The following is a 25,334-nucleotide window of genomic DNA, read 5'->3' as shown; positions in this document are numbered from 1 at the left end:
TAAAACCACGTTATACTTGCTGCTGCAGGGCTGGCCCACCTGGAGCTTGAGGTCCCCAAAAGCGATCGTAGAATGCTTGGCTGATCTTAACGAACCCAAACACCACGTAAGGCACTGTCGGTACGACCGCGCCTATGGCTGCGGAGAGGGCCATTTGTAGTTTCCCTAAAGTAGGCAAGGAAATGCCGTCGCGATAGGAGACGCCGAGTTTGGCCATCATGCCGACCGCGGCCAAGTTCATGATGCCGGCGATCATGCCCGAGATCACGCCGATTTTTGAGAAAACATGGACGTTTTCTATGTATTTCTCTTTTTCTGCAAGATTGCATGCCATCGCCCCAAGAATAGCTGCAGATATGCCAAAGTTTATCGCTGCAAATGCCGCCGCTATGGTGGCGACGACATCTACGTTTATCGTATGTTCGCCGTATTCGCGATATATCTGACTGTTTCTCATGCAGGCTTGCCCGCAACGCTTATCCTCTAAGGCCACGCCGTCTTCTTTATCGTCTTGCAGGCTATCTTCCATTTTCATCAACGTCGGCAGTTGCAAGGTTTGAAAGTAGGCAGCCATCGCAGCGGAGCCAATGCCTAGTGCCAAGAAGGACGCTTGGAATACAACTTTGCCGTGGTCTCCTAAGTGGTGATACCAACCGTATTTTTCTGGTTGTTCCGCAGGTTCGGTAGCATGAACCCCGAGGCTCAAGATCGTCATCCCAATGATAAGTCGAAGTTTCGTTGTCATGTTAGATCCTAGTTAAATGTTGGGGACGACTTCACCGCTCAAGACGGTGGCATTGACGTAGACACCATGGCGTATGCGTTCTTTGCTGCCATCCATCGGTGGAATAACCACTTCCACAATCCCGCGGTTGTTGGTCAAATTCTTGTCTTGATAGTAGATTCCGAGCGGATTGATGGTCAAAACCAGCTGATAAGTACCTGCCGGCAGGCCCGTGATGTCAATCCATTGGCAATCTGTTTCGGAGCCATAGACGTCTGCCCAACCTGAAGTAATTCCCTGCAGAAGATCGCGGGTAAATTGTGGGCTGCCGCAGTCGAATTTATTCTCATACGAACCGCTAATTCGTCTTGAATCTAGGTAGCAGTAGCCGGCTTTGTGCCCATGATAAATCTGGCGGACGGTATTGTTGGAGGCATCGAGCAGCTCACGTTTGAGAAAATGGCTGGCGGTGTTTTGACCGTGATAATGTTGGTGACATGGACTCCACACAGGCGTTAATTGGCTTTCAAGTCCTTTGACGAAATCCCCTTCGCCCTTGTTGTAGATAACTTCGTCCCATCGTAAAAGGCGACGCTCGCCTGGACCGTCGATACAACCCTCGACAATGGCGCAATTGTCTTCAGAGAAAGTATTCGCGGTGATTCGCATGGATTCCGCGGCTAAATCAGCTAAAATTACAACGTCTGCTTCGCCTTTATCTTTGTGCCATTTTGTTGATTCTCTGGCTTGTTTGGAGCCAAACTGCGCCAAGAAGTCGGTCTGTATGATCCAGAATGCCACGTGGCCGATACTGGTCAGAGCGCCAAAGCCTAACAGCCAAATGGGACCTCGTTTTTCTTGTCGAATCTCTGTGATAGGTTTGTGTCTTACGGCTGTGTAGAGCGTGAGCAAGGAGCCCGCGACGACTTCGACTCCTAGTCGAGCAAGGCCCATCGGCCATAAGCCTAAGTGAAACCAGCCGACTGGAAACAGCCAACCTAGGCCGGCTTCCAGGGCCCAGGCGGTGTTAGGATCTCTTTCACCCATCTGGTGATCGCAGGGTGCATCTACGCTGTCTCTGAATCCTGGATTGCAATAGCAATGCTGATTATTGCAACTACCGGTGCCGCAGTCTTGGCTGGTTGTGCAGTTGAAGCTCGATGTTCTAAACCGGGCGGTGTCGAACTCGTCTGCATAGGCGCTGGTAAAAAGCAAAATTGACGCGGTGATAAAAAGGAGTCTTGCCATTTAGGCATTAGAACTTTTCAGCGCTCGAATTTATTTCTGGGGGCAGGTTGTTCGACGGTGAACCGGACATCGCTTACTTGCTCAAATTCTTTGATTTGATGAAGCCTGCGAATGATTTCTGCCTTTCGATAAGACATTTCGTGGGCAACCGAAGATGATTTGACCGATATTAGAATGGTTTTTTGCGTTTTATCGGCAAAACCGACGGGCTGGATATGCTTAAGCCATTCTTCACCGAAAGCACGCTTCATGATTTCAGGAGAAAAGCAGCTGGCTTGTTTTAGCAAGGCAGCCAATGGACTTTTTAAGATCAATCCACGGATATCTTGTTTGGGCAGCTGAGCGCCCATGGACTTTGGTAGAGACAAGATTTCGAGCAGGCGGTCTTGCTCATTCGGGTCGATAAATACTTTGTCGCGATGCTCACGACGCTTAGATTGCAGAAAACGGGCGGCGCCTCTAGCGGCAGCTGCTTCATCAGTTTGCCCTTCCATTTGTTCCGAACGAATGAAACCCATCAGCCTTTGTTTTTCGAGCTGTGTTTTTGATTTAGTGGAAGCGAATTGCAAAACCAGCGCGATGCTTTGTTGCACAAATTGCAGCAAGATCTTGAGGTGGTTGCTGTGCTTTAGCTGCAACGCCAGTTTGGTAAGCTCGGTGCTGATTTGTCTTTTTTGCTCGGCTTTGAGAAATTCCGCAGGCCAACCCGGTCTAGATAGATGCATCAAAGCTAAGCTAGGTGCACTTTGCCATGCCGCGTCCAATGAAGGGCTAGCTTCAAAATGAGAGCGTAAAACTTTTAGCAAAACCGTGGTGGTGTCATCCATTTGCAAGCGCCTTTCTCGGATCACCTAAAATATACGCCAAACGCAGGCGCGCTGCGTAGAGTGACACACCAACTTTCTCTAAGTTATTTTGCGCCTCGAAAAGGCGCGTTTGTTCATCCAGCACGTCTAAGCTCGTTGCCTGACCCAAAGCATAGCGATTTTCGGCGCTTTTAAATGACGCTTCGCCGATGGCAACTAGTTGTAGCTCAACCTCAAATAGCTCTTTCTGTTTTTGCACTTCGTTTAACGCGCCTTCGACTTCTAACAAGATTTCGCGCTCTAGGAGCTGCTTTTTGTATTTTTGACTCAGCGTGTAGGCACGAGCGCTTTGCAGCAGGCCGTATCTGAATCCGCCGTCATAAAATGGAATGGTTAAATCGATTCGGCTTTGCCATTGATGATCCTTTTCTAAGGCTTTGCTTAGACTCGCTTTCGCATCCAAAGTCGGCATAAACATCCACAGAGCGCTGCGCTGCGCGAATAGAGCGCTTTGGACTGCTAATGACTGCGCTTTTAGGTCTTCTCGGCTGGTTTTGGCTATATCGTTTAAGATGACTCGGTCTTGCTGATCGAATTCACTAAGTTTAGGTAAATCGTCCAAAGTGATTTGCAGATTTTCGCCTAGCAAGTAGGCAAGTTGACCGGCGGATGTTTTGACGCCTGCTTTAGATTTGACGATTTGGGCTGTGGTTCTAGCGCAGACCAGCTCCGCGCGTTTTAAATCCAGTTTGGAGATTTCGCCTAAAGCTGCCTTTCTTTTGGCGGAAGCGAATCTAATTTCGGAGCTGGCATGCTGTTCTTGGGCCAATTTTAACAATCGTTGCTGAAGCAGAGCGTCGATATAAGCCAAGGCCACATCGAATACCAGCGCATCTCGGCGGCGCTCGTAAGTCGCTTTGATGGCATTAACGCTGATAGATGCACTTTTGATGTTGAACATGGCGGAAACGTCAATCAGCGGCACGCGAAGTCCGAGCTGAGAGCCCATGCTTTCGGTTGGGTCCCGGCTCACATAGGCAGAGCCTTCGATGGTGGGCAAAAGCTTGCTGCGAGCTTGTTTGGCTAAGCCTATTTGAGCTGAAATATCCTGCGCCGATTGTAAAAGATGTTCGTTTTTTGACAGCGCGATATCGATGGCAGCCAGCAGGTTGATTTTAGGCGCGCCGAGATCCGTTTCGAGTGCTAAAAATGCACTTTGCGCCCAAAGTGTGGGGCAAATCAGAAGCATTGAGATCAATATTCGATACATTATGTTGGATTTAGACCACCTAAGTCGTTTTGAACAGCCACATGCGCGATGTACCCGACCAATAAGGGGTGCGTGTATGGCATAATCCAGTACCCCCCGTTCGTCACCCCGGGATGACAGACAACTTCCTTCTGCAAGTTTTCTACTAGCTTGATACCTTTGGCTTTGATTAGCGCCTCTTTTGCGGTCCAAATTTTGAAAAACTCTGTCAACAGCTCCGCTTTTGAACAGGCATTTAAATAGTCATATTCACAAGTCGCAAAAAAGCGTTTGGCGATTTGCAGCGCGTTTTCAACAGGCCTGACGATTTCTAAATCGATGCCGATAAGCCTGGATTTGTTAGTCCCAATCAGGGCGAAGTCTGCGCTATGGCTTAAGCTGAAATTGATCTTCGGATGAATCGGTTTGCCTGTCTTTGAGTAGCCGAAGCGGATCTCCCGGGGGTCTTCGTTTAAGTGCTCAGCCAAAGTTTGTCTTAAAGCTACGTGCGAGCCGACAAAGCGTTGTCTTAAGATGGCGGTACTAAAAGAGAGCGCGCGTTTTGCTTCTTGTGGCGATAAGCATGCGTCATCTGCTGGTTTGGTTAGGTCAACTATAGTCACCATGGGCAGATTCGAGGGCATGTTTGGTCATACCTGAAGTTAAATGTTCTACAATCCCTGCTTATATGGCTTATCTGGGTCTTTACCTCAGTTTGGCGTGCGTTTTTCTGGCTGGACCTTTGATGGGTGCGGTGCATGCGCCCGTTATTTTGAGCTTGTTTGTGCTGGCTTGTATCAGCCTTGGTTGCCATGTGTTTCAAAGGCAGAGTGTCAGGATTCACGCAGGCGGTTTATTGCTGTTGGCATCTGTTTTGCTGACTTTTTTATTTTTGATGCCGGCGCCTTTGGCGGGCTTAGTGCCACAAAAGAGTGCGCTTCGATTTATGCAGCTGGCTACGGCATTGATCTTGTTTGTTGTTTTGTCTGATAACGCCCGGGATCCTAAGGCGCGGCAGATTATATGGAACGGCGTTTTATTGAGCGGGATTGCTTTGTTTTTTATTGCGGCAGCGCATCGCTTGTTCGGGGCAGAAAGAATTTGGGGAAGTTTTGGCAGCGCGCAATCGTATTTTTTTGCGCCGTTGGTCAACCCCAATAGTTTGGGCAGGTTGTTTGGCATTTTTGCTTTGTTGTGTTTGGCGCGGGTACGAAAATGGCCTTTTGCGGTGGTTGCTGTTTTATGCGGCGCTTCGGTGTTTATGACGCAAACGCGCTTTGGGGCGATTGCTTTTGTATGTTGTGCTTTATGGATGGCGATTTTGAAGCGCCGGGGCGCAGCTGTAGTTTTGGGGATGGGCGTTTTTGCGTTGTTGGTTGCGGGAGCTGCGGCGTTTTCTGATTTGGCTACGTTGGTTAGTCCAGGCGCTTATGAGTTTAAGCTGGATATTTTGAAGCACGGCTTGGGTATGATTGGGGAGCACTGGTTGATGGGTATTGGGCCAGGCGCTACCGCTTTTGAGTTTCATCATGATGTTCAGCCAGATTTTTTGGCGGACAGCTTGTTCTCATTTTATTACCAAATCACTTATTTGGAAAATACGACCTTGCAGCTGTTATTGGATCATGGGCTGGTGAAAGGGGCTTTGCTTGGTCTTATCGCTTTGTGGACTGTGGTTCAAATCTATCGGCGGCAGCCTGAGTATGCTGTGGTTTTGACGTTTATTTGGATTGCTGATTGGGCAGATTTTTCTTTGGAAACGGGTGCGGTGCTGTATCTGAGCGCGTTGGTTTTGGCGCTGAGTGAGCTGCCTTGGCGGGTGACGTTTTCACCGAAAGCGATGGCCATGTGTCTGGTCTGTATAAGCGGGGCCGGAATCTGGGCGCAGGTGGTGGCGCGCCAGCCTGATTGGACGGATCCTTCGAAGGCCTATGTACAGGGGATGCGAGCGTTAGAGCTGGGCGATCGGCGGTTAGCGCAAGCTTGGTTTGAATATAGTCTTAGGCAGCGGCCTACTTTTTATGCGGCGCATTTGCAGTTGGCGCGCCTATTGAATTCGAAGGAGCATTATCGATTGGCGATCGCATCTAATCCAGGCGCTTTACCTGGTATTTTGCTGGAGACCAAAGGGTTAAGAGATGTGCTTCCCGTGATTAACGCTCAGACTTTGATGGCTTTGTGCAAGCAGCTGATCGTTCAAGGTCAAAATATTGATGCGCTTGAGTGCATAAATGAGGCATTGGCTTTTGAGGATAAGACGCCTGATGATGTACGTTTCGGTGTGGAATACGCTTTGGCACATGACAGTCCAAAACAAGCGAGATTTTGGTTAGATGGGCTTTTACCTGAAACGCGCCAAGATGGAGAAGCTGCGGTGCTTGCGGCTCGCATCGTTGGTCTTGAAAAGGGCACCTTGGAGGCCCTTGAGGAGAGTGCCGGCTGGCTTAAGGGTCTAAAAACGCCGTGCCCTTTAGCGATTTGGCGGATCAATGCTTTTGCTGGGCTTAAGCTGGTGGATGAAGCTGAGGCAGCGTTGAGAAAATATCAAGGTTGCAGTGATGACCCAGAGAGGTTCGAGGCGAGCCTGTATGAACAAACTGGCTTTCCTGCGAGAGCTTTGAGAATCATTCGCAAGATCAGCGCTGCTCGGCCTGAGGATGCCGAGCTCAAGAATAAGAGAGTTCAGCTTGAAAAAGAGGTTGCGGGCGGCTGGTGGGGGTTTTGAAAGAGGAAGTTTCGCGGCATGTCGGTAGTTTACTCGGACGGTGTTGCAGGATTTAGTCCGATTGCGGCGATTGCTGGTGTCATGGGTGGTGCCACCGCCGATGGGGCGGTGGAGGTGTTATCTCTTAAGGCAGCCTCGGCAGCTGTTTCCATGAGAGGATCTGCTGGGCCGTCCCCGAAGCAGGCGGCGCTGTCTTGAAGAAGTTGGCCCGCCTTTTGGAAGATGAATTCGATTTTGGCTGCATATCGGGTTTGCTTGGCTAAGTCGGCTTTTGCTTGTGCGTCTCTGAGATCTGCAGCTGCTTGGCGCAGTTTTTTCTTAAGATCCTGCAAAGCGTCTACTTTCTTTTTCGAACAATCTCGCCTGGCATCGCTCACGGCGGGTTGCTTTTCGATTGAATCAATCATTTTATCTAGATCTTGTGGCGTTGCCGCGACTAAAAACAGTGCGAGTAGAAGCATGTTTGATTGTAGAGAGGCGCGATTTAATAGCGCATCGGACGTTTGACCGATGACATGTTTGCTAGCTCATGATGGAGCGGGAACGTTCTACTGAGTAGACGCCTTTGATGGCTTCTAAGGTCTTAAAGATGTTCTTTAGCTGACTTAAGTCCGAAATGCCGCATTTGAAGGTGTTGACCGCTTGGCCGTTGCCGTAGGTTCTGCAGTTGGCTTCTGAAATGTTGACGCTCATCTTTGAAAAAACAGTGGAAAGATCGGCTAACATGCCTTCTCGATCTTCGGTGGTGACTTTGATGAAAATCGGTCTGGTTAAGGTCGATTCTTGGTTCCAGCTCACATCGATGCGTCGCTCGGAGTCCAGTTCCAAAATCTTAGGACAGTTGCGCCGATGGATGGTGAGGCCGCGGCCTCTGGTGATGAAACCGATGACTGGGTCGCCTTTCACCGGCATGCAGCATCTGGCGTAGTGAACTAGGACGTGTTCGATGCCTTCCACTTGGATGCCGGTGCTTGTTTTGCCGGCAAACCTATCAATGATTTGGCTGATGCGACTTCTCGGCGCTTCAGGGGTCGCGTTTTCCAGTTGTTCCGGCGGTAGAACTTTCTGGATAATGGTTTTAGGCTCGATCTTTCCGTAACCGAGCGCGCTGAGGCCATCATGCTTGATGAAATCGACCAAAATCTCGTTTTTAAGCCATTTCTGCAGCGAAGTATTGTAGCGCCTGAATTCCTTTTCTAACAGCTCGCGGCCCAATTCTTCGCTCTTTTCGCGTTCTTGGTTTTTTAAGAAGTTGCGAATTCGGGTGCGCGCTCTGGAAGTTTTGACAAATTCTAGCCAGGAGCGATTGGGCTGCTGGTTTTTCTGCGTAATGATTTCGCATGTGTCGCCACTGTTCAAAATGTGCCTTAAGGGCGCAATTTGATTGTTCACTCGGGCGGAAATGCAGTGCATGCCGATGTTGGAATGGATGGCAAAGGCGAAGTCGACCACGGTGGCGCCGATGGGCAGCTCGATGACGTCACCTTTTGGGGTAAACACGTAAACTTCTTCGGAGAAGAGGTCGACTTTAACCGAGTCTAGAAATTCATTGGGATCTCGCAGCTCGCGCTGCCAGTTCATGAGCTGGCGAAGCCATAAAAAGCCGCGATCGGCCACTTCGTTGACAGCAATGGGTTGGCCGCCATGTTCTTTATATTTCCAGTGAGCGGCAATGCCAGATTCCGCCACTTGATGCATGTCAAAGGTTCTGATCTGAACTTCAATGCGCTCGCCTTTAGGGCCAATTAAGGTCGTATGCAAGCTGCGATAGCCATTGGGTTTGGGCATCGCGATATAATCTTTAAATTTGCCGGGGACTGGCCGCCAGATGGTGTGAATGGCACCTAGGGCTTCGTAACACTGGCTGATGGTGCCGACCAATACTCTAAAGGCGATTAGGTCATGGATATCTTCGAAGCCCAGATTTTTGTCGACCATCTTCCGGTAGATGGACCAAAGATGCTTTGGGCGCCCAGATACGTCGAATTCTTTGAGACCGCCCTCGGTGAGAGATCGGCGAATTTCGCTGGAGACTTCTTCGATAAAGCGGCTGCGTTCGTTTTTGCTTTTGCCGACTTTTTCTTTGAGGTCTTGGTAATCGCCGGGGCGTAGGTACTTAAAGCTTAAGTCTTCGAGCTCGATTTTTATCCAACCGATACCCAGGCGATTGGCTAAAGGGGCGTAGATTTCTAGGGTTTCTTCGGCGATCGCTTCCTGCTTTTCAGGGGACATAAACTGCAGCGTTCGCATATTGTGCAGACGGTCAGCTAGTTTTACCAGGAGGACGCGGATGTCCTTGGACATGGCCACGAGCATCTTTCGAAAGTTTTCGGCCATTTTTTCTTCGGTGCTTTTAAACTTCACCTGAGAAAGTTTGGTGACGCCGTCTACCAAGGAGGCAATGTCTTTGCCGAAAAGTTGCTCTACTTCTTCCTGAGTTGCCGGCGTATCTTCAACGGTATCGTGCAAAAGGCCGGTACATATGCTGGCTTCGTCCAGTTTGAGCTCGGCCAAAATTTTGGCCACTTCCATCGGATGGCACAAATAGGGCTCGCCACTTTTGCGGACTTGGCCCGTGTGTACTTTGGCGCAGTAGACGTAAGCCTTTTGAATGAGATCAAAATCCGCCTGAGGGTGATAACCTTTGATAATGTCGAAAATATCACTCAGTCGGATCATGGGTTGCTATGGTAGCATATCGCTTCGGACAATCATACTCAAACCCTGTCCTACGCCCACACAGAGTGTGGCTAAGCCTAATTTTTTTCCTGTTCGATGCAAATTATGAACCAATGTGGTTAAAATGCGCGCCCCGGAACACCCAAGTGGATGCCCGAGTGCGAGTGCTCCGCCGGATATATTTAACTTTGCGGGCAGGATTTTTAATTCTTGCATGACCGCCAGGGCCTGAACTGCAAAGGCTTCGTTAAGCTCTACCAGATCAATGTCATCAATCGAGAGTCCTAATTTGGTGAGCAGTTTTTGCGTGGCAGGCACCGGGCCAAGGCCCATGAAACGGGGGTCGATGCCGTAGGCGGCACTGCCTAAAATCGTGGCCATGGGCTTTAGGCCGTTTTGCTGGGCGTAGGCAGACGAAGCGACAATTAGGGCCGCCGCACCATCGTTGAGGCCTGAGCTATTACCGGCAGTGACGGATCCATCTTTTTTAAATGCTGGTTTTAGCTTGGCCAGTTGTTCCAGGGTTGTATCTGGGCGGGGGCATTCATCTTGGGTAAGCTCATCGAGCTTCAGGAGTTCGGCATCAAAATGGCCATTTTGACTCGCAAGCACGGCCTTTTGGTGGCTTTCTAAGGCAAATTGATCTTGAGCCTGACGCGAGATGCCATATTTTTGGGCAATATTTTCGGCCGTTTCACCCATGGTTTCTAAAGGGAAGCGTTCGGCTAGTTTGGGATTAGGGAATCGCCAGCCGAGTGAAGAATCAAATATTTGCGGCGTTCCACCAGGGAAGGATTTATCGGGTTTCGCCATCACATAAGGGGCGCGCGTCATGCTTTCCACGCCGCCTGCAAGGCAGACTTGCGCGTCCCCCGTGCGGATAGCGCGGCCAGCTTGGACAACGGCTTCTAGGCCAGAGGCGCAAAGTCTATTAACCGTAGTGGCTGGAATTTGTTCGGAGAATCCAGCAAGCAGCACGCTCATGCGCGCAACATTGCGATTGTCTTCGCCAGCTTGGTTGGCGCAGCCCGCAAAGCATTCATCAATGGCCGTGTCTGGGATAGCGGCCCTTTGGGTTGCTTCTTTAAAAGCCATTGCCAAAAGATCGTCCGGTCTGATAGTGCTGAGCGACCCTCTTACCTTGCCGATCGGGGTTCTGATGGCGCTTAAAATCACAGGCTCCATTGACAAAGCTCCTTTTTTGGGATTGTATGGCACATTCAGGAGCTTTTTAAACATGGTTGTTATTCGACTATCTCGTCGTGGTTCTACAAATCGCCCTTTTTACGGCGTGATGGTAGCAGATTCCCGCAAGCCCCGCGATGGGCGTTTTATTGAACAAGTGGGAACTTACGACCCTAGAGCCGAGACAGCACCTATCAATTTGAAACTTGATCGGATCCAACACTGGCAAAAAACTGGCGCTCAGTTGTCTGACACCGTTGCTGATTTGGTTAAACGTTTTAGCAAGCTTCAGCCTACTGCTGCTGTCTAAGCACTGTGAAAGACCTCGTTCACTATTTGGTAACTTCGTTGGTGGAAAAACCCGACGAAGTGAAGATCGAAGAAAAAACCACCGATAAGATCTTAAGCTATCAAATTCACGTCTCGCATGCTGATTTAGGAAAAGTCATCGGCAAAAGAGGCCGTACAGCGAAAGCGATGCGTCTGGTGGTATCCACTTTTGCGGCCAATCAGTCCAAAGAAGTTTCTCTAGAAATCCTAGAACCCGTTTCTGAAAATGAACCAACCCCATCCTGATTTGATCCCTTTAGGTTTTATTACCAAAGCCCATGGCATCAAAGGTGTTCTATGCGTGCACCTAATTCACCCAGATGGTGAATCCCTCAGGCCTGGCATTAAATTAACCATCGTCCGTTCGAAATCTGAGCCTCTGAAAACGCTGGAAATCGATCAGGTCCTGTCCGGCGATCGAGTGCAATTCAAAGGCATTCACGATCGCACCGAAGCGGAAAAATGGATCAAATCCGAAATCTTCATTCAGCGCTCTGATTTTATCGATATCCCAGATGACGAAGTTTATCTGTCTGATTTAATTGGCTTTTCTGCCGTTGATCTTGAAGGTAAACCCTTAGGCGAAGTCTCAGGCTTTACCGACAACCGCGCCCAAATTTTGGTCGAGCTGTCTTCCAATGTCCTGGTCCCCTTCATCAAGCCCTTTCTGGTAAAAATCGACGAAGAAGCTGAGCAGATCGTCCTAGATCTCCCTGAAGGGTATGATCTGTGATCGAAGCCAGTTTCGTTTCGCTGTTTCCTGAAAGCACGCGTTCTATCGTTAGCGCATCGATCTTGGGCCGTGCGGTTACAGCCGGCCAACTCAAAATCAACGAAATCCAAATCCGAGATTTCGCGACCAACAAACACAAAACTGTCGACGACACCCCTTACGGCGGCGGCCCCGGCCAAGTTATGAAGGTTGACGTGGTCGTAGCGGCCTTACGCGGCGCTCAAAAGCCAGACCTCAAAACATGTGTTATATTATCTGACGCAGCCGCAAAGCCTTTCACGCAAGCAGATGCCAAACGTCTGGCAGCTTACGAGCATCTCATCTTCGTCTGCGGCAGATATGAAGGCATTGATGCAAGAATCGAACACTATGTCGATGAATCGTTCTCCATCGGCGAATATATCCTAACCGGCGGCGAGTTGCCTGCGTTGGTGATGCTGGATGCGATAACTAGATATGTCCCTGGCGTTCTTGGAAACCCTGAGTCGCTAGATATGGAAAGCCATGCGGACGGGTTGGTTGAGCACCGCCAGTACACCAGACCGGTAGATTTTGAAGGCCATACGGTTCCCGAGGTTTTACTAAGTGGCAATCATCAGAAGATTGAAGCAGCGAGATTGTTGGAAAGGCAGCAAAGGACCGTTAAAAAGTAGTACCCTTCGTACCTTTTTGTACCTTGGACCGAACGATCTCCTGCGGACGTTGTCTTGGACCTACGCCGCCCGTTGGGCTGGCTATGGTCCAAGCTGCTGGCACTTGTCGATGTCGTTGGCATCTTCTAGATCTTGTTTGACATCTGTAAGATGTCTCAGTGCCAGTAGCCTGGGTTGAACGAGCGGAGCGAGTGAGGCCTAGGTAGATAGATGGCCCCCCCCTCCCATAGAGCTCTGTAAGAGCGATAGCCAAATGACCATCTACAATAATATGTATCGGAATGTCCCAATCTCTCGCATCTGTAAAATTGCACGTCGTATTTAGCACGAAATGCCGGAACCCCTGGTTGGTGCCGGAATTGAGATCAGATTGCTATCAATATTTAACGGCCGTCGCTAAAAATAACGGCTCGCATGTATATGAAGTTGGCGGTGTGAGTGACCATATCCATATTCTTTTAACATTGCCGCGCACGGTCGCACTATCCGAATTCATCTCTATGTTGAAAACCTCAACATCACGGTGGTTAAAGACTAAAGATATAGGCCTGAGACATTTTGCCTGGCAAACCGGTTACGGTGTTTTTTCTGTTAGCGAATCCCAAATCGAACACGTGCGCCAATATATTCGAAATCAGGAAATCCATCATCGGAAACAAACCTTTAAGAACGAACTTATCAAATTTTTAACAATGTCTAATGTGCCATATCAGGAGCAATATTTACTCGACTGAACGGTCGCTCCTACAGAGCTCTATGGGAGGCGGGTGTCCACCTATCGACCTGGGCCTCACTCGCTGCGCTCGTTCAACCCAGGCTACTGGCACTTAGACATCTTGCAGATGTCAAAACGAGATCGAGGAGATGCCAACGGCATCGATAAGTGCCAGCAGCTTGGACCATAGCCAGCCCAACGGGCGGCGTAGGTCCAAGGCAACGTCCGCAGGAAATCGCAACGCCAGATATCGTTCTGACAGAGCATCACCTAAATATCGCCATCCGCCTTCGATTAATCCTTTGCTGCGCCAGCGCCTTGAATTCCTGTTCGATATGACGCCAGTTAACTCTTTCCGTGGATTTTTGCCAAGTCTCACCATCGCCGATGCAATTACGGATATGGTGGCGGTATACTTCCTCCATGTTGGACGCCACGGGCATATTATAGCGGTCGCGATGCCTGGTCATAATATCGAACCATTCGGCCTGGGTTAGTTTCATCTGGCCTGCTACTTTGGCCAATTTAAGCCGCAAGATTTGCGTTAAGTATTTATCGTCAGACACTTTTAAGGTCGGGCACTGTTCTTCATTTGCCCGGGCGGCTTTTGCAAAGACATTCATCGCTTCTGCCACGTTTAGTCCGCTTAAAAATTCATATTCATCTTGCGTCATTAGTTGATTCGATTTTGGCATCATGGCCCAAGGGCTATAGTATTGGCACTGGCCCTTCTCCCCTACAAAGTCATCGCCGCTATCGATTAAGTAGAGCTTTTTATCATCGGTTGAATACAGAATATTTCCGAAATGTGCGTCAGTACTCCCGGAGATGAGGCGAAAGTTCAGTTTTTGCCATTCCTTCATGGGGATATCTTCACGCTCTGCCTGGGTTAAGTCAGATAAGGGCTTAGCATTAGACAAAAAGACTTGAGCGGATCCGAGCTCCTCGCCCTCAAAGGCTGGGTGGGACAGTTTGATCAAAATTGTTTTAGGTAGGCCGTAGCGGCCTTCGAAAGCATGCCTGTCTAGTCTATAAGCCAATACTTCGTTGCCAGCCCCTTGGCCTGGCAAAATGCTCTCTCTGAACTGAACATTTTCACCGGGTCCTAAACGATGGTTTTTCGGCATGCCCGCTTCCATGTTCATGGGCTTGAAGATGGCGCATCTATGCCCGTGTTTATCCCGAATAAAAAAAGAACCGTTGACGCCATGTTTCGTTGGCGCAGGTGCATGAATGGCGAGACCAGCTGTTATGCGGGAGGCAAGGTCGTGTACCTGAGGCGGGGCTGGTGGGTGAACGACCACGGCTCGGGCGGCAGCTGTGGGCTGCATATCTACCGGCTCGGTCGCTGCATCAACCATGGCAGGCTTAGGCAAAGGTGGTGGAAAGGCGTGAGCGGGTATCCATCTGACGTTACATAATCCTGGCATGCTGCTTTTAGCGCCATTCGTAGAGATTTGGATTCATTTCGTGTTCAAAATAGAACTGTTTGAAAGCTTTTAGGAATTCCGGGTCATCTAGATAGACACGCGTTTTGCCGTTAAAATTCTTTTGGAGGGCCGTGGGAATGATAATCCCCAGTTCAGACATCGTTTTTTGAAAAGTCGGATCACTAAATAGATCCTGCTGGGTTTGAATGTGAATCAGTTTCATGCCTATACAAAACCCATGCAAGTTTATTTGGATTTCCTAAAACACATATTAAATCATGGTGTGCAAAAAGCAGATCGCACCAATACAGGTACAATGAGTGTTTTTGGCTACCAAATGCGCTTTGACTTAAATAAGGGATTTCCTCTGGTAACGACCAAACAGTGCCATACACGCTCGATTATCCATGAGCTGCTGTGGTTTTTAAAAGGCGACACCAATATTGGCTACCTGAAAGAAAATGGCGTCAAAATTTGGGACGAATGGGCGGATGCAAACGGTGATCTGGGCCCCGTCTACGGCAAGCAATGGCGAGATTTTGGCGGTGTCGATCAAATCAGCTGGATAGTCGATGAAATTCGAAGAAACCCAGACTCGAGAAGACTGGTCGTCTCCGCTTGGAACCCTGCGGATGTTCCTCGGATGGCGTTAGCGCCGTGTCATGCGCTATTTCAGTTTTATGTGGCCGAGGGCAAGCTGTCTTGCGAGCTCTATCAGCGCAGCGCGGACGCCTTTTTGGGTGTGCCGTTTAATATTGCGTCGTATGCGCTCTTAACCCACATGGTGGCACAAGTGTGCGATTTGAAAGTGGGAGATTTTATCCACACCTTTGGCGATGCACATATTTACTCCAATCACATGGAGCAGGTAGCAATCCAGCTGGGCCGTGAGCCTTATCCGCTCCCTACACTGAAACTCAATCCGCAGATAAAAAGCCTATTCGATTTTAAATTCGAAGATATTCAAATCGAAGACTACCAGCATCACCCGAGACTTAGCGCACCGGTGGCTATATGAAATTAGTGCTCGTAGCAGCCATGACACAAACGGGTGTGATTGGTCGCGCTGGTCAAATGCCGTGGCACATTTCGGCTGAGTTTGCGCATTTTAAGCGCGTTACCATGGGCAAGCCTATGATCATGGGGCGCAAAACTTTCGAATCCCTTGGTGGCAAAACGCTGCCTGGCCGGGAAATGATTGTCGTTTCTAGGCATGGCTTAAGTTTGCAAGAAGCACTCGAACAAAAATCCGATGCACCTGAAGTTATCATTGCAGGCGGTTCTGAAATCTATGCGCAGTGCCTGCCATTGGCCTCCCATATGATTTTGTCGATCATTAAGAAGGACTATCCAGGGGATGTCTACTTCCCCGCTTATGAACCATCCGAGTGGGAGCTAACCCAGGAAGATGATTTCGAAGAGTTTCGCGTTAGATGTCTTCAGCGCGTGCAGGCCCCTGGCATGCATGCCACTCGCCCGTAGTGAGATTCATGGCCATTGCGCCGCAAGTGGCCACCGCATTGTCTCCAGGCTCCATGGAGACGGCTGCAAGTGCTTTCCAAAGCCCTTTAAGATCTTGAGGCACTTGCTGGCTCAAGCCTGTTTCGGTGGTGTTGTAACGATGGTAGGTGGTTGAGCCTGTTCTAACCGTCGAAACTTCAGCGATTTCCTGGTCTAAACAGTGGTTCGTATGAAAATGGGGCTTATCTGTGCCGTGTTGCACCAGTTTTTTGCGAGTTCCACTGGTTTCGATGCCAAAGAAATCGCTCTTATCGCCCACGGCATAGTGATGCCCAGAGCCCAGCGGTGCATTCATCACCAAATCGCTGCCTTCTTTGGCGGATCGCGCGCGCAGCACCCGTCTCACCAATGCTGGCCATACCAAGCCCACGCGAGCATCCAAGCTGCTCAGATTATTGATGCAAATGCCCACGCCTTGTGAGTTAAAGCCAGTTAAGCCGAGACACCCGGCCACGGATAATACCAAGGCATCTTTGAACTGAAGCAGCAGCGTATGCGGCAGCGCAGAAGCGTCTATGTCCCAGGTCTGGCCTAATAAATTACCAGTTGGAGATGGCACAAAAACCATCGTGCATCCGCCGATGTCTCTAAGGTCTGTATAATGGTTTAAAACGACGATTTCTTCAGGCGTAACCCCGGCGCCGTCTGCGATGCCTAGGAGCTCATGATAGAGGTCTAAATCATAGGCTTCTAAAATAGGAAGATGCTGCGTCGCTAGGTCTAGAACTTGTTCTTTGGAGCCAAATGCAGGCTCCCCTAAAACCAAATCCATGCGGATACTGGCCATGGCGCGGACGGAATCCCTGAACACTTCTCCATGTTCAAGCCCTATCTCTCTGGCAGAAGTATTTTGAAATGCGTACGCTTTCATGCCTATTGATGCGCTTTGACGTACTCGATGGTATCTCCGACCGTCAAGATTTTTTCAGCCTCTTCATCTGGGATCTCAATTTCAAACTCTTCTTCCATGGCCATGATGAGTTCAACAATATCCAGCGAATCGGCGCCTAAATCTTCGATAAAGCGAGCCTCAGAACGTACTTCTTCTTCCGATACGCCGAGTTGGTCTGCAATAATCGCTTTAATGCGGGGTTCGATATCCATGTGGTTTCTCCTCAAAAACCCGTCAATAGCATAAGAAAGATCAAAATGCCTGGCAATTTTGGCTTTTGATCATTTATATTGTTAATTAAGAGGGCAAAAAGATGGGAAAAAAGGTACTAATTTGTGATGGGCAGGAATTAATTCGCCAAGTGTTGTCTCAGTTTTTATCAAAAAAAGGCCTCGATGTGACTGTGGCATCAACTGGTAGCGAGTGTTTGCAACTTGCAGCTACTAACAAATTTGACGCTTTTATTTTAGATCTCACCACGCCTGATATTGACGGAATTTCACTGATCAACCAACTCAAAGCGAAGTCGCCCAATTCCCGCTTCATCTTAATGAGTGCTCAGCCTTCTGACGCGATTGAACAAGAGAACGCGAACACCGGCTTTCAGTTTTTCAAAAAGCCTTTTTCGCTGCATTCCATCTTTGAGGGTTTAAAAAGTCTTGGCGGTAAAAAAGCGACCCGTATTTTAGTCGTCGATGATCAAGATTTCCTAAGAGAATTGTTGGCTGATTACCTACATCAAAAAGGTTTCGATGTGAAAGAAGCCAGAAACGGTCAGGAAGCGGTCGAGATGGCCCGCAAAAACGAGTTTGATGGTATTCTAATGGACATCCGCATGCCCGATCTCGACGGCATCTTAGCCCTCAAAAAACTCCAAGCCGAGGGCATTCATACGCCAGTTATCTTGATGAGCGGCTTTAGCGATATCACCTCTCGAGAAGATGCCAAGGCTTTAGGTGCGGTAGATTTCCTTCCCAAGCCATTTAAACTGGAAGCGGCGTCGGGCTTATTGGCAGATATCTAATTTATTTTTCAGACCTAAACCCGCTATTTTGCTAGCTTCTTCGATATTTTTTTTCAATCTTAATAAAAAAAAGAAGCCGCCTGCTTGAATGTGGATTTGACCCTAAGTTACTTTCAATGAGAATAAGAGGGGATTTCCCCCTCATATGGAGGCTATAATGACGATTTTAAGGAAAAGGCCGCTGACCGTAGTGGCTTTGACAGCCCTCTTTGTGGGGGCAATCTCCTGTGGAGATTCAACAACGACAGGCGGCGGCGCATCGGTTGACCCGAACGCACCGACGACTCCGACGACACCAACGACGCCAACTGTAACGGGAAAGATCGAATCGTTGACCACAAGTATCGATTCGTTACAGGGGAGTGATGGCAACGATGTATTTACTGGTGACAATGGAAATGCTGCGTTTCAAACCATGCAGTCGGGCGATAGTATTTATGGCAATGCCGGATACGATGTGTTTAATGTTCACGGCGTAGTAGCTACTGCTGGCTTGGCAAACATGCCATCTGCGACTGCAACTGTCAAAAGCGTTGAACAGGTTCGGTTCGTAACTGCTTTGACGGGTTCAATCGATTTATCGAGTCTTTACAGCAAGGCAAACAACGGCGTTGAACTTTACTCATTTGATAATGTAGGAACCGCCGGTATAACCATTACCACAGGCGCAGACCAGGGTCTAAGCGTTGCAAGCTCGACTTCTGCAACAGCTGCAGGCGCTGTTGTGTGGGCTGCTTCTCCGGTTGCTACCGCGCTGAATCTTACCTTTAACGGCTATCAAACTAATGTCGCTGCACCGGCCAACTTTGACGTTACAGGTGCCGCTGCCACTACTTTGAATATCAATTCAAATACTGCAGCCAATAAAGTAGGAACATTTACAGGTCCGGCAAGCGTTTTGTCTCATAAGGTCTCCGGTGCTCAATCGTTGGCTTACACTTTATCGGCTACCGATGCAGGTGCTCTAAATAGCATTGACGCAAGCGCAAGCACTGGCGGTGTGAAGGCTACTTTAGCAGCTGCTCCTAAAGCTGCGTTTACTTTCACAGGTGGTTCAGGAAACGATACCCTTGCCTTGGTGAACGATGGTCTAGCTAATATTATTGCTGGTTCGCAACTTAATGGTGGTGCAGGCGCTCTTGATAAGTTGAGCCTCGCAGATACCACTGTTTCGGCAGCTGAATTTGCTAAAATCAATGCTGCACTTGGTTTTGAAGTCCTTAGCTTGAACGCAGCAGTTACGTTGACTGCCGGTTCGGTAACCTCTGGTATCAAACACTTCGCAGTTGATACTACAGCTTTGACTCAGTCTATAACAGGTCTACCAACAGGAAGCGTGGTTGACGTTGGCGTAGGCGCTACTGCTGCATTCTCAGCTACCTCTCTAACTTTGGCTGGCGCTTTAGGCGTTACTGATGTTGCTGTTAACTTGGGTGCTACTACAGATGCCTCCACTCACGCAATCCCAACGTTGGTTGTTACAGGTTTGACAAACGTTAATATTGCTTCAAACGGCGTTGCTGCAAACACCATCGGTGCGACCGCTTTGACAAGCAGTGCTAACACGACCTTTACTTTGTCAGGCAATGCTCCATCGACAACGTTGGGTTCTCCAGCAGCTGGTGCAATCATCAATGGTTCCGCTTTGACAGGGAACTTCACTACCTCAGGCTCGACTTCCGCTGATATCATCACCACAGGTGTCGGTAACGATACTGTGACAGGATTGGCAGGCGGCGATACCGTGACTGTTGGTACTGGCGCTGACACTATTGCTTATACAGCTGCATCTCAGTCGTTTTCAGGTGCAGTTACATCCGGTGTGACCGTTTTGACTGCTACAGATGTGTACACAGGCATGATTGCTGGTGATAAGATTGCTATTTACGCTGCCGGTACGATTACGGGAGCAACAGCGATCAGTACTGCACTTCTTTCCGCAGCAGGTACAACCGACTCTATCGCTCTTGTTCGAGGAACTTATAATACCTCTACAGGTGTCTTTACTGTTAGCTTGACTGGTCCAGATACCCTGGTTGAGTTTGATAGTAACGGAACGACTGCAGCAGGCGCTATCGAAAACTTCGTATTGCTTGGCTTCACAGGCAGCGCAGTATTGTCAGCTGACTTGATTACCTTGATCTAGTAATACTGAGTAGTCTTCCCTCTTCGGAGTCCGCCGAATGCCACAAGCGTTCTTGGACTTACCGAAGGGGGTTTTTTATAATTTGCTGGTCAAGTTGATTGCCAAATTTACCCTGTGTTACACTGATGATATGTTCAATTATCAATTATGTGTATTATTAAGTAAAGTTGCTTTCGGCGTTCTTTTTGTCGTTGTAATTTCTTGCGCGGGGACTTCCCCGCAGTCTGGTAATCCCTCTGCAAGTGGCGGGGGCGATTCGGTCCAAGATCCTGGTAACCCCACCAATCCCTCCGGCGGCGGTGGTGGCGGAGGCGGGGGGCTGGTATCGACTTTGGATTTCTCGCTAGCTACTAGCGATTATATTGTGGGTACAACTGGAGATGACGTGTTCTCTGGAAACGTTTCTACCACAATGCAGTCAACTGACCGGGTGAATGGTGCTGACGGGAATGATGTCATTGTGGTCTCGGGAGCGACGCTGTCTTCGGATTTAGCTTCGCTTCCGACAACCGTTTCGAATGTTGAGATTATCAATTTTTCCAGCTCACTTACCGCCGGCGCTTGGGACTTGTCGTCTATATACAGCACTTCGAATGGGATCAATGTATATGACTTTTCTGACATTGCGGCACTTAGCTCAAATACGATTACGACGGGTAATGTTGGCACTCTGAAAATCGCTACTGGAGCGGGTGGTTTAGCGACTGCGGGGGGTGTTACTTGGGCGATGGATAATACGGTCACTGCTCCTGCGCTGCAATTGGTTGGATACCAGGGCAACGCGTCTGTGCCTTCAAACTTGACGATTGCGGGGACGGGAGCGACTAGCTTAGCGGTTAGCTCATCGGTTACCCCTAGCAAAATAGCAACATTGGATGTTCCCGCAGGTGTACTGGTTTACACGTTGTCTGGGGACGCGGCGATGACTTTTGCGTTGGCGGCTTTAGATGTTCCGAATCCTAATAGTATGAACGCATCCACCATGACAACGGGAGGTGCTGTTGTTGATCTGTCTGGTGGCGCGACTAAAGCAGGGTTCACTTTCACCGGGTCTCCTCAGAATGACAATTTAATCTTAAGTGCGGGCAATTTAGCTGCTTTAACTGCTGGCAGCCAAATTAACTTGGGTACTGGTGCATTGGATAAACTCAGCACTTTCGATACAAGCATTGGAAGTTTTCCCAAATTAAATGCTGTGGTTGGTACTGAAGTTTTAGGTCTAAAAGCCGCCATTTCGATTGATACAAGCTTAGTCACCGTTTTATCGCGATATGCTATCGATACAGCTGGTATCGCAGTGACGCTGACTAACTTGACTAACGGAAACAGCGTCGATGTTGGCTTTGGGGCTGCTTCGACATTTACGACCGGCACTTTGACTTTAAGTGGTACGGCAACCACACCGACGCTTCGCCTGGGTTCTACGGATGATACGGTATCTTACACCACCACTTTGGCTGGGACCGGATTGACTGGTGTGAATATCGAATCCAACGGAGCAGGAACCAATACGATAACCAGCGCGCCAGGTTATACTTATACCGTTACTGGCTTGACGCCGATTACCTTCGGCGGGCTGGCGGCAGCGGGCTCAATCACATCGAGCGGTCCTGTGTTAAATGCAACGGGCTCGAGTGCAGCCGATTCATTAACTGGTTTCACAGGCGCGGATACTTTATTGGGTGCCGGGGGCGTGGATACGATTAATGGTGGTCTAGGCGTGGACACCATTCAAGGTGGCCTCGCAAGCGTCTTAAATCAGGCGGATGTTTTGACTGGAGGGGGCGGCGCGGACACCTTTAAGTTCGTTGCAACGAATACATCAGTCATCGCAACTGATGTTGGTACAATTTTAGGCGAATCATCTGGTACGACAGCAATCGTTCGGATTACTGATTTCGTCGCTGGAACAGATAAACTTGGGCTAGAAGTTACAGGTGCACCGGTTTCAGGTACCAGCATGGTTCTTGATACTCCGCAAACAATTGCCACTTGTGCTGATTTGACCGATATTTATGCGCAAGTAGTGGCGATTGTTCCCTCAGTTCCTGGGGGCGCTTTGAGTGGCGTGGTGATTACCTGCAGTGCAGGTGCAGCAGCGGGAACGTATGTTTATATCAACAATGCGACGGCCGGGGTAGCTACGGCCGACATGCTTATTAATATGACTGGTTTATCTGGTACTTTGACTGCTGCCGACTTCACTTTGAATTAGCGATTGAACCGCATGGTGTTGGCCTCAATCGGAAAATAGCGTATTATCTCTGCTAACTTGATTACCCTGATCTAATCGAAAGGTTAATGGTCTCGAGGCGCCTGCTTAGCTCATTGAGCTTCGCAGGTACGCCTCAGGATTTCTTAATTGGTGAGCAATTTGAAATGCTTGACTTGAGCCTATGTTACAATTTTATTGATAACAATGTTTAGTCGGGAGGTTAAATGGTAAATAATAACCAGATAATTTGGCATAAAATCGCTTTTGGCGTTCTTTTTACTGTATTGATTTCATGCGCTGCAGGCTCAAGTCTGACCCCATCTGGAAATGGGCCAGGGACTGGGGGCGCGGGTTCGGGCGGCACTGGCAATCCAACGCCAACGGCCGGTGGTGGTGGTGGTGGTTATGTTGCATCGACTGCTGATTTTACAGTTTCTGCCTACGACTATGTTTTGGGAACGGCTGGAGATGATGTGTTTTCAGGCATCGTTCCTACAACCATCCAGTCGACGGACCGCGTGGAGGGCGCAGATGGGACTGACGTTATCGTGGTTACTGGAGCGCTGGTACCTGCGGACTTGGCTTCGCTTCCAACAACTGTTTCTAATGTGGAGATTGTAAATTTTTCCAGCCCTCTTGGGAGTGGTACTTGGGACTTGTCAACGAAGTACAGTAGTTCAAATGGAATCACTTTATATGATTTTTCGGATATCACAGCGCTGAGCGGTGGTACAATTACCACTGGTAATGTGGGCACGCTAAAACTAGCTACCGGAGCGGGTGGCACGGCCACAGCGGGTGGGGTCACTTGGGCGATGGACAATACTGTTGCTAGTCCGACTCTCCAGTTAATTGGCTACCAGGGCAACGCGACTGCGCCGGCGAATCTGACGATCGCGGCAACGGGAGCAACCAGTTTAACGATTAACTCCGGAAACACGCCTAGTAAAATAGGAACATTAGATGCTCCTGCGGGGGTGTTGGCTTATACGTTGTCGGGGGATGCGCCGTTAACTTTTGCCTTAGCGGCTGGTGATGTTGCCGCACCCAATAGCATTAATGCCTCAACTTCCGCCGGTGTTAGAGTAGATTTATCAGCAGGAACACCTAAGGCTGCATTCACTTTTACCGGAGGTACCGCGGCTGATGTTCTGACCTTGGGCAATAGTGCGTTGACCGCTTTAACATCAGGGAGCCAATTGAACGCTGGCGCAAGCTCTGCTGACAAGTTGGTTCTAAATACGTCTTCTGGAGAAGAAGCGAAAATTAACGCGGTGCAAGGTTTTGAAATCTTGGGGCTTAACGCAAATATTACGCTGGATGCAAGCGCGATCACCGGCTCAAATATTAATCATTTTACAGTCGAATCCGCTGGCAGAACACAGACCATCACTGGCCTGCAGAATGGCAGTATTGTTGATGTCGGCGCCGGTGCGACTGCACCATTTACTGCAAATTCTTTGTCCTTAGCCGGAGCAAACGTGACGCTGAACCTAGGGGGTTCAGGGGATACAGTCGCGCACAATATTACAGGCCTTACGATTGGCGGGACCACGGGTGTGACAATTGTTTCAAATGGTAGTGCAATTAATTCGATTTCGAGTGTTACTAATACGCCCTCCAACTTTACGGTAAACGGCGCGGCAACTTTGGCGTTGACTACATTTTCGTCGGCGGTAGTTTTAAACGCGGCTGGTATGACTGGTGCTTTGACCACGGCTGGCTCTACAAGTGCCGATACGATCACAGGTGGGTCAGCAGCAGACACATTGCTTGGTCGAGCAGGTATCGATACCATTAATGGCGGTAATGGTGCCGACACCATCATTGGCGGAGCTACGGGTGAACTAAACCAGGCGGATGTTTTAACCGGGGGGGGCGACGCCGACACCTTTAAATTTATTGTCACGAACACAGGATCCGTCCCAACTGACGTGGGTAGAATCTTAGGCGAATCCTCGGGTACGACCGCAATCGTTCAGATTACCGATTTCGTTGCTGGTACAGATAAAATAGGGTTGGAAATTACAGGAGTGCCGGTTTCCGGAACGAGTGTGTCCCTCGATGTGCCGCAGGTCATTGGCACCTGTGCCGATCTGACAGCTGTTTACGGAGGGATTACCGTCATTCCCGTGTCGGTTCCTGGGGGTGCTCTTAGCGCGGTGGTTGTCACTTGTTCTACAGGCGGAGCGGCGGGTACCTATCTCTATATTAACAATGCAACTTCTGCTGTAGAGACAGTTGATATGCTTATTAACATGACTGGTTTGTCTGGTACTTTGACTTCTGCTGACTTTAGTTTGCTTTAGACAATAAATTTTAGACAGGCCAAGTACTCAACATTCCCATCTGTTCCTTGGATGGGGCTTTCTGCATGGCCGATGATTTTTAAACCCAAATTGGCTGCTAGAGCTAAAATTTCATCCCGAGATTGTTCGCGGGCGGCGATGTCTTTGACAATGCCGCCTTTTTCGATTTTGTCTGGGCCGACTTCGAATTGGGGTTTGATGAGGGCGTAGATTGTGCCTGGGCGGGTCAGATGGATCAGTGCCGCAGGAAGCACTTTCTTAAGCGAGATAAAGCTGACGTCTATGACAGCGATGGTTGGGGCGGGGGTGAAGGTGCCGGCTGGCGTTTTTAGGATGTGGGTCTTTTCGAAGACTTTAACTTTTGGGTTAATTCGCAATTCGTAGGCTAATTGGTTGGTGCCAACATCAACGGCGTAGACCAATGCTGCGCCGTTTTTGAGAAGGACGTCCGTAAAGCCTCCGGTAGAGGAGCCGATGTCGATGCAGATGGTGCCCTCTACATCGGTAGGCCAGGATTTTAGAGCGCCTTCTAATTTTAGGCCGCCTCTAGACACATAAGGCAGTGAGTTATCTTTTAGCCGAATCGCATCGGTTTCGCTGACCAAATGGCCAGCTTTGTCCACACGGTGGTCGCCCACGACCACGTCACCTGCGAGGATGCGCGCTTGCGCCCGTGAACGGGTGCTTTCTAAGCCTCGCTCTACCAAGGCTATGTCCAGGCGTTTTTTGGGGGTCATGGGTTGGGGGATT

Annotated in this window: 25 protein-coding genes; 12 read left to right on the top strand and 13 right to left on the bottom strand. The window is 49.3% G+C overall.

Annotated features, from left to right (window positions below; translation table 11 throughout):
- Positions 1-10: 10 nt before the first annotated feature.
- The 5 genes from V4534_05960 to V4534_05940 are packed head-to-tail and all read right to left on the bottom strand — an operon-like array spanning position 11 to position 4,653.
- A complete protein-coding gene (locus V4534_05960) occupies positions 11-745 on the bottom strand; it encodes a hypothetical protein (protein MES2504408.1) in 735 nt (244 codons plus the stop codon).
- Between the two features lie 12 nt (positions 746-757).
- The gene (locus V4534_05955) at positions 758-1,972 is read right to left on the bottom strand and encodes a lysyl oxidase family protein (GenBank protein MES2504407.1); all 1,215 of its coding nucleotides are present in this window, start codon (positions 1,970-1,972) and stop codon (positions 758-760) included.
- A gap of 17 nt (positions 1,973-1,989) precedes the next feature.
- Complete coding sequence (locus V4534_05950) at positions 1,990-2,799, bottom strand: DciA family protein (protein ID MES2504406.1); 810 nt, start codon at positions 2,797-2,799, stop codon at positions 1,990-1,992.
- A complete protein-coding gene (locus V4534_05945; GenBank protein MES2504405.1) occupies positions 2,792-4,027 on the bottom strand; it encodes a TolC family protein in 1,236 nt (411 codons plus the stop codon). The genes V4534_05950 and V4534_05945 overlap by 8 nt, the downstream gene beginning before the upstream one ends.
- Positions 4,028-4,047: 20 nt before the next feature.
- Complete coding sequence (locus V4534_05940) at positions 4,048-4,653, bottom strand: 4'-phosphopantetheinyl transferase superfamily protein (GenBank protein MES2504404.1); 606 nt, start codon at positions 4,651-4,653, stop codon at positions 4,048-4,050.
- Between the two features lie 119 nt (positions 4,654-4,772).
- On the opposite strand from V4534_05940, the gene V4534_05935 reads away from it, so the two are divergent.
- Positions 4,773-6,752, top strand: a complete 1,980-nt coding sequence (locus tag V4534_05935; GenBank protein MES2504403.1) for an O-antigen ligase family protein — start codon at positions 4,773-4,775, stop codon at positions 6,750-6,752.
- A 29-nt stretch (positions 6,753-6,781) separates the two neighbouring features.
- Here the strand turns inward: V4534_05935 and V4534_05930 are convergent, their stop codons facing one another.
- The 3 genes from V4534_05930 to V4534_05920 all read right to left on the bottom strand — a co-directional run bounded on the left by V4534_05930 (position 6,782) and on the right by V4534_05920 (position 10,616).
- Positions 6,782-7,213: a hypothetical protein gene (locus V4534_05930; protein MES2504402.1), complete on the bottom strand. Its 432-nt coding sequence runs from the start codon at positions 7,211-7,213 to the stop codon at positions 6,782-6,784.
- A gap of 61 nt (positions 7,214-7,274) precedes the next feature.
- Positions 7,275-9,431, bottom strand: coding sequence for a bifunctional (p)ppGpp synthetase/guanosine-3',5'-bis(diphosphate) 3'-pyrophosphohydrolase (locus tag V4534_05925; GenBank protein ID MES2504401.1), 2,157 nt, complete (start codon positions 9,429-9,431; stop codon positions 7,275-7,277).
- 6 nt (positions 9,432-9,437) lie between these two features.
- Positions 9,438-10,616: a thiolase family protein gene (locus tag V4534_05920; GenBank protein ID MES2504400.1), complete on the bottom strand. Its 1,179-nt coding sequence runs from the start codon at positions 10,614-10,616 to the stop codon at positions 9,438-9,440.
- 52 nt (positions 10,617-10,668) lie between these two features.
- Between V4534_05920 and rpsP the strand changes: the two genes are divergently transcribed.
- The 5 genes from rpsP (at position 10,669) to tnpA (ending at position 13,066) form a co-directional block, all read left to right on the top strand.
- Entirely contained in the window at positions 10,669-10,926 is a 258-nt protein-coding gene (gene rpsP / locus V4534_05915) for a 30S ribosomal protein S16 (GenBank protein MES2504399.1), read from the top strand.
- A gap of 5 nt (positions 10,927-10,931) precedes the next feature.
- On the top strand, positions 10,932-11,192 hold the full coding sequence (locus tag V4534_05910; protein MES2504398.1) for a KH domain-containing protein: 261 nt from the start codon (positions 10,932-10,934) through the stop codon (positions 11,190-11,192).
- Positions 11,173-11,679 carry a ribosome maturation factor RimM gene (gene rimM / locus V4534_05905; protein MES2504397.1) on the top strand — a complete coding sequence of 169 codons (507 nt, stop codon included), beginning with the start codon at positions 11,173-11,175 and terminating at the stop codon, positions 11,677-11,679. Before V4534_05910 ends, rimM begins: the two co-directional genes overlap by 20 nt.
- On the top strand, positions 11,676-12,332 hold the full coding sequence (trmD, locus tag V4534_05900) for a tRNA (guanosine(37)-N1)-methyltransferase TrmD (protein ID MES2504396.1): 657 nt from the start codon (positions 11,676-11,678) through the stop codon (positions 12,330-12,332). The genes rimM and trmD overlap by 4 nt, the downstream gene beginning before the upstream one ends.
- A gap of 281 nt (positions 12,333-12,613) precedes the next feature.
- On the top strand, positions 12,614-13,066 hold the full coding sequence (gene tnpA, locus V4534_05895) for an IS200/IS605 family transposase (protein ID MES2504395.1): 453 nt from the start codon (positions 12,614-12,616) through the stop codon (positions 13,064-13,066).
- A 247-nt stretch (positions 13,067-13,313) separates the two neighbouring features.
- Here tnpA and V4534_05890 read toward each other — a convergent pair whose 3' ends face one another.
- The gene (locus V4534_05890; GenBank protein ID MES2504394.1) at positions 13,314-14,477 is read right to left on the bottom strand and encodes a hypothetical protein; all 1,164 of its coding nucleotides are present in this window, start codon (positions 14,475-14,477) and stop codon (positions 13,314-13,316) included.
- A gap of 7 nt (positions 14,478-14,484) precedes the next feature.
- Entirely contained in the window at positions 14,485-14,700 is a 216-nt protein-coding gene (locus V4534_05885) for a hypothetical protein (protein ID MES2504393.1), read from the bottom strand.
- Positions 14,701-14,715: 15 nt separating this feature from the next.
- Here V4534_05885 and V4534_05880 point away from each other — a divergent pair, with 15 nt between their 5' ends.
- Together V4534_05880 and V4534_05875 are read left to right on the top strand one after the other, a co-directional pair.
- Positions 14,716-15,495, top strand: coding sequence for a thymidylate synthase (locus tag V4534_05880; protein ID MES2504392.1), 780 nt, complete (start codon positions 14,716-14,718; stop codon positions 15,493-15,495).
- The gene (locus V4534_05875) at positions 15,492-15,959 is read left to right on the top strand and encodes a dihydrofolate reductase (GenBank protein MES2504391.1); all 468 of its coding nucleotides are present in this window, start codon (positions 15,492-15,494) and stop codon (positions 15,957-15,959) included. The genes V4534_05880 and V4534_05875 overlap by 4 nt, the downstream gene beginning before the upstream one ends.
- On the opposite strand, the gene V4534_05870 is transcribed toward V4534_05875, so the two are convergent.
- Positions 15,907-16,869 carry a C45 family peptidase gene (locus V4534_05870; protein ID MES2504390.1) on the bottom strand — a complete coding sequence of 321 codons (963 nt, stop codon included), beginning with the start codon at positions 16,867-16,869 and terminating at the stop codon, positions 15,907-15,909. The genes V4534_05875 and V4534_05870 overlap by 53 nt on opposite strands.
- Positions 16,870-16,871: 2 nt before the next feature.
- Complete coding sequence (gene acpP / locus V4534_05865; protein MES2504389.1) at positions 16,872-17,102, bottom strand: acyl carrier protein; 231 nt, start codon at positions 17,100-17,102, stop codon at positions 16,872-16,874.
- A gap of 101 nt (positions 17,103-17,203) precedes the next feature.
- On the opposite strand from acpP, the gene V4534_05860 reads away from it, so the two are divergent.
- The 4 genes from V4534_05860 to V4534_05845 all read left to right on the top strand — a co-directional run bounded on the left by V4534_05860 (position 17,204) and on the right by V4534_05845 (position 24,584).
- Positions 17,204-17,914, top strand: coding sequence for a response regulator (locus V4534_05860; GenBank protein ID MES2504388.1), 711 nt, complete (start codon positions 17,204-17,206; stop codon positions 17,912-17,914).
- 145 nt (positions 17,915-18,059) lie between these two features.
- On the top strand, positions 18,060-20,060 hold the full coding sequence (locus V4534_05855) for a hypothetical protein (GenBank protein ID MES2504387.1): 2,001 nt from the start codon (positions 18,060-18,062) through the stop codon (positions 20,058-20,060).
- Positions 20,061-20,190: 130 nt separating this feature from the next.
- Positions 20,191-22,275 carry a bluetail domain-containing putative surface protein gene (locus tag V4534_05850; protein ID MES2504386.1) on the top strand — a complete coding sequence of 695 codons (2,085 nt, stop codon included), beginning with the start codon at positions 20,191-20,193 and terminating at the stop codon, positions 22,273-22,275.
- Positions 22,276-22,499: 224 nt separating this feature from the next.
- Positions 22,500-24,584 (top strand): hypothetical protein, encoded by a 2,085-nt coding sequence (locus tag V4534_05845; GenBank protein ID MES2504385.1) that lies wholly within the window; start codon positions 22,500-22,502, stop codon positions 24,582-24,584.
- Here the strand turns inward: V4534_05845 and V4534_05840 are convergent.
- Positions 24,581-25,321: a TlyA family RNA methyltransferase gene (locus V4534_05840; protein MES2504384.1), complete on the bottom strand. Its 741-nt coding sequence runs from the start codon at positions 25,319-25,321 to the stop codon at positions 24,581-24,583. The two genes, V4534_05845 and V4534_05840, sit on opposite strands and share 4 nt — an antisense overlap.
- Between the last annotated feature and the right edge of the window lie 13 nt (positions 25,322-25,334).

It is taken from the genome of Myxococcota bacterium, from assembly GCA_040387835.1.
Taxonomy (GTDB): Bacteria; Myxococcota; UBA727; order UBA727; family JABDBI01; genus JAZKCZ01.
Note: the sequence above shows the minus strand (reverse complement) of the source record. Positions and strands in the feature narration are given on the sequence as shown.

Excerpts from the sequence above, each read along its gene's own strand:
- V4534_05960 (MES2504408.1), bottom strand. The coding sequence starts at position 745 with ATGACAACGAAACTTCGACTTATCATTGGGATGACGATCTTGAGCCTC.
- V4534_05955 (MES2504407.1), bottom strand. The coding sequence starts at position 1,972 with ATGGCAAGACTCCTTTTTATCACCGCGTCAATTTTGCTTTTTACCAGC.
- V4534_05950 (MES2504406.1), bottom strand. The coding sequence starts at position 2,799 with ATGGATGACACCACCACGGTTTTGCTAAAAGTTTTACGCTCTCATTTT.
- V4534_05945 (MES2504405.1), bottom strand. The coding sequence starts at position 4,027 with ATGCTTCTGATTTGCCCCACACTTTGGGCGCAAAGTGCATTTTTAGCA.
- V4534_05940 (MES2504404.1), bottom strand. The coding sequence starts at position 4,653 with ATGGTGACTATAGTTGACCTAACCAAACCAGCAGATGACGCATGCTTA.
- V4534_05935 (MES2504403.1), top strand. The coding sequence starts at position 4,773 with ATGGGTGCGGTGCATGCGCCCGTTATTTTGAGCTTGTTTGTGCTGGCT.
- V4534_05930 (MES2504402.1), bottom strand. The coding sequence starts at position 7,213 with ATGCTTCTACTCGCACTGTTTTTAGTCGCGGCAACGCCACAAGATCTA.
- V4534_05925 (MES2504401.1), bottom strand. The coding sequence starts at position 9,431 with ATGATCCGACTGAGTGATATTTTCGACATTATCAAAGGTTATCACCCT.
- V4534_05920 (MES2504400.1), bottom strand. The coding sequence starts at position 10,616 with ATGGAGCCTGTGATTTTAAGCGCCATCAGAACCCCGATCGGCAAGGTA.
- rpsP (MES2504399.1), top strand. The coding sequence starts at position 10,669 with ATGGTTGTTATTCGACTATCTCGTCGTGGTTCTACAAATCGCCCTTTT.
- rimM (MES2504397.1), top strand. The coding sequence starts at position 11,173 with ATGAACCAACCCCATCCTGATTTGATCCCTTTAGGTTTTATTACCAAA.
- tnpA (MES2504395.1), top strand. The coding sequence starts at position 12,614 with ATGTCCCAATCTCTCGCATCTGTAAAATTGCACGTCGTATTTAGCACG.
- V4534_05890 (MES2504394.1), bottom strand. The coding sequence starts at position 14,477 with ATGCCAGGATTATGTAACGTCAGATGGATACCCGCTCACGCCTTTCCA.
- V4534_05885 (MES2504393.1), bottom strand. The coding sequence starts at position 14,700 with ATGAAACTGATTCACATTCAAACCCAGCAGGATCTATTTAGTGATCCG.
- V4534_05880 (MES2504392.1), top strand. The coding sequence starts at position 14,716 with ATGCAAGTTTATTTGGATTTCCTAAAACACATATTAAATCATGGTGTG.
- V4534_05875 (MES2504391.1), top strand. The coding sequence starts at position 15,492 with ATGAAATTAGTGCTCGTAGCAGCCATGACACAAACGGGTGTGATTGGT.
- V4534_05870 (MES2504390.1), bottom strand. The coding sequence starts at position 16,869 with ATGAAAGCGTACGCATTTCAAAATACTTCTGCCAGAGAGATAGGGCTT.
- acpP (MES2504389.1), bottom strand. The coding sequence starts at position 17,102 with ATGGATATCGAACCCCGCATTAAAGCGATTATTGCAGACCAACTCGGC.
- V4534_05860 (MES2504388.1), top strand. The coding sequence starts at position 17,204 with ATGGGAAAAAAGGTACTAATTTGTGATGGGCAGGAATTAATTCGCCAA.
- V4534_05855 (MES2504387.1), top strand. The coding sequence starts at position 18,060 with ATGGAGGCTATAATGACGATTTTAAGGAAAAGGCCGCTGACCGTAGTG.
- V4534_05850 (MES2504386.1), top strand. The coding sequence starts at position 20,191 with ATGTTCAATTATCAATTATGTGTATTATTAAGTAAAGTTGCTTTCGGC.
- V4534_05845 (MES2504385.1), top strand. The coding sequence starts at position 22,500 with ATGGTAAATAATAACCAGATAATTTGGCATAAAATCGCTTTTGGCGTT.
- V4534_05840 (MES2504384.1), bottom strand. The coding sequence starts at position 25,321 with ATGACCCCCAAAAAACGCCTGGACATAGCCTTGGTAGAGCGAGGCTTA.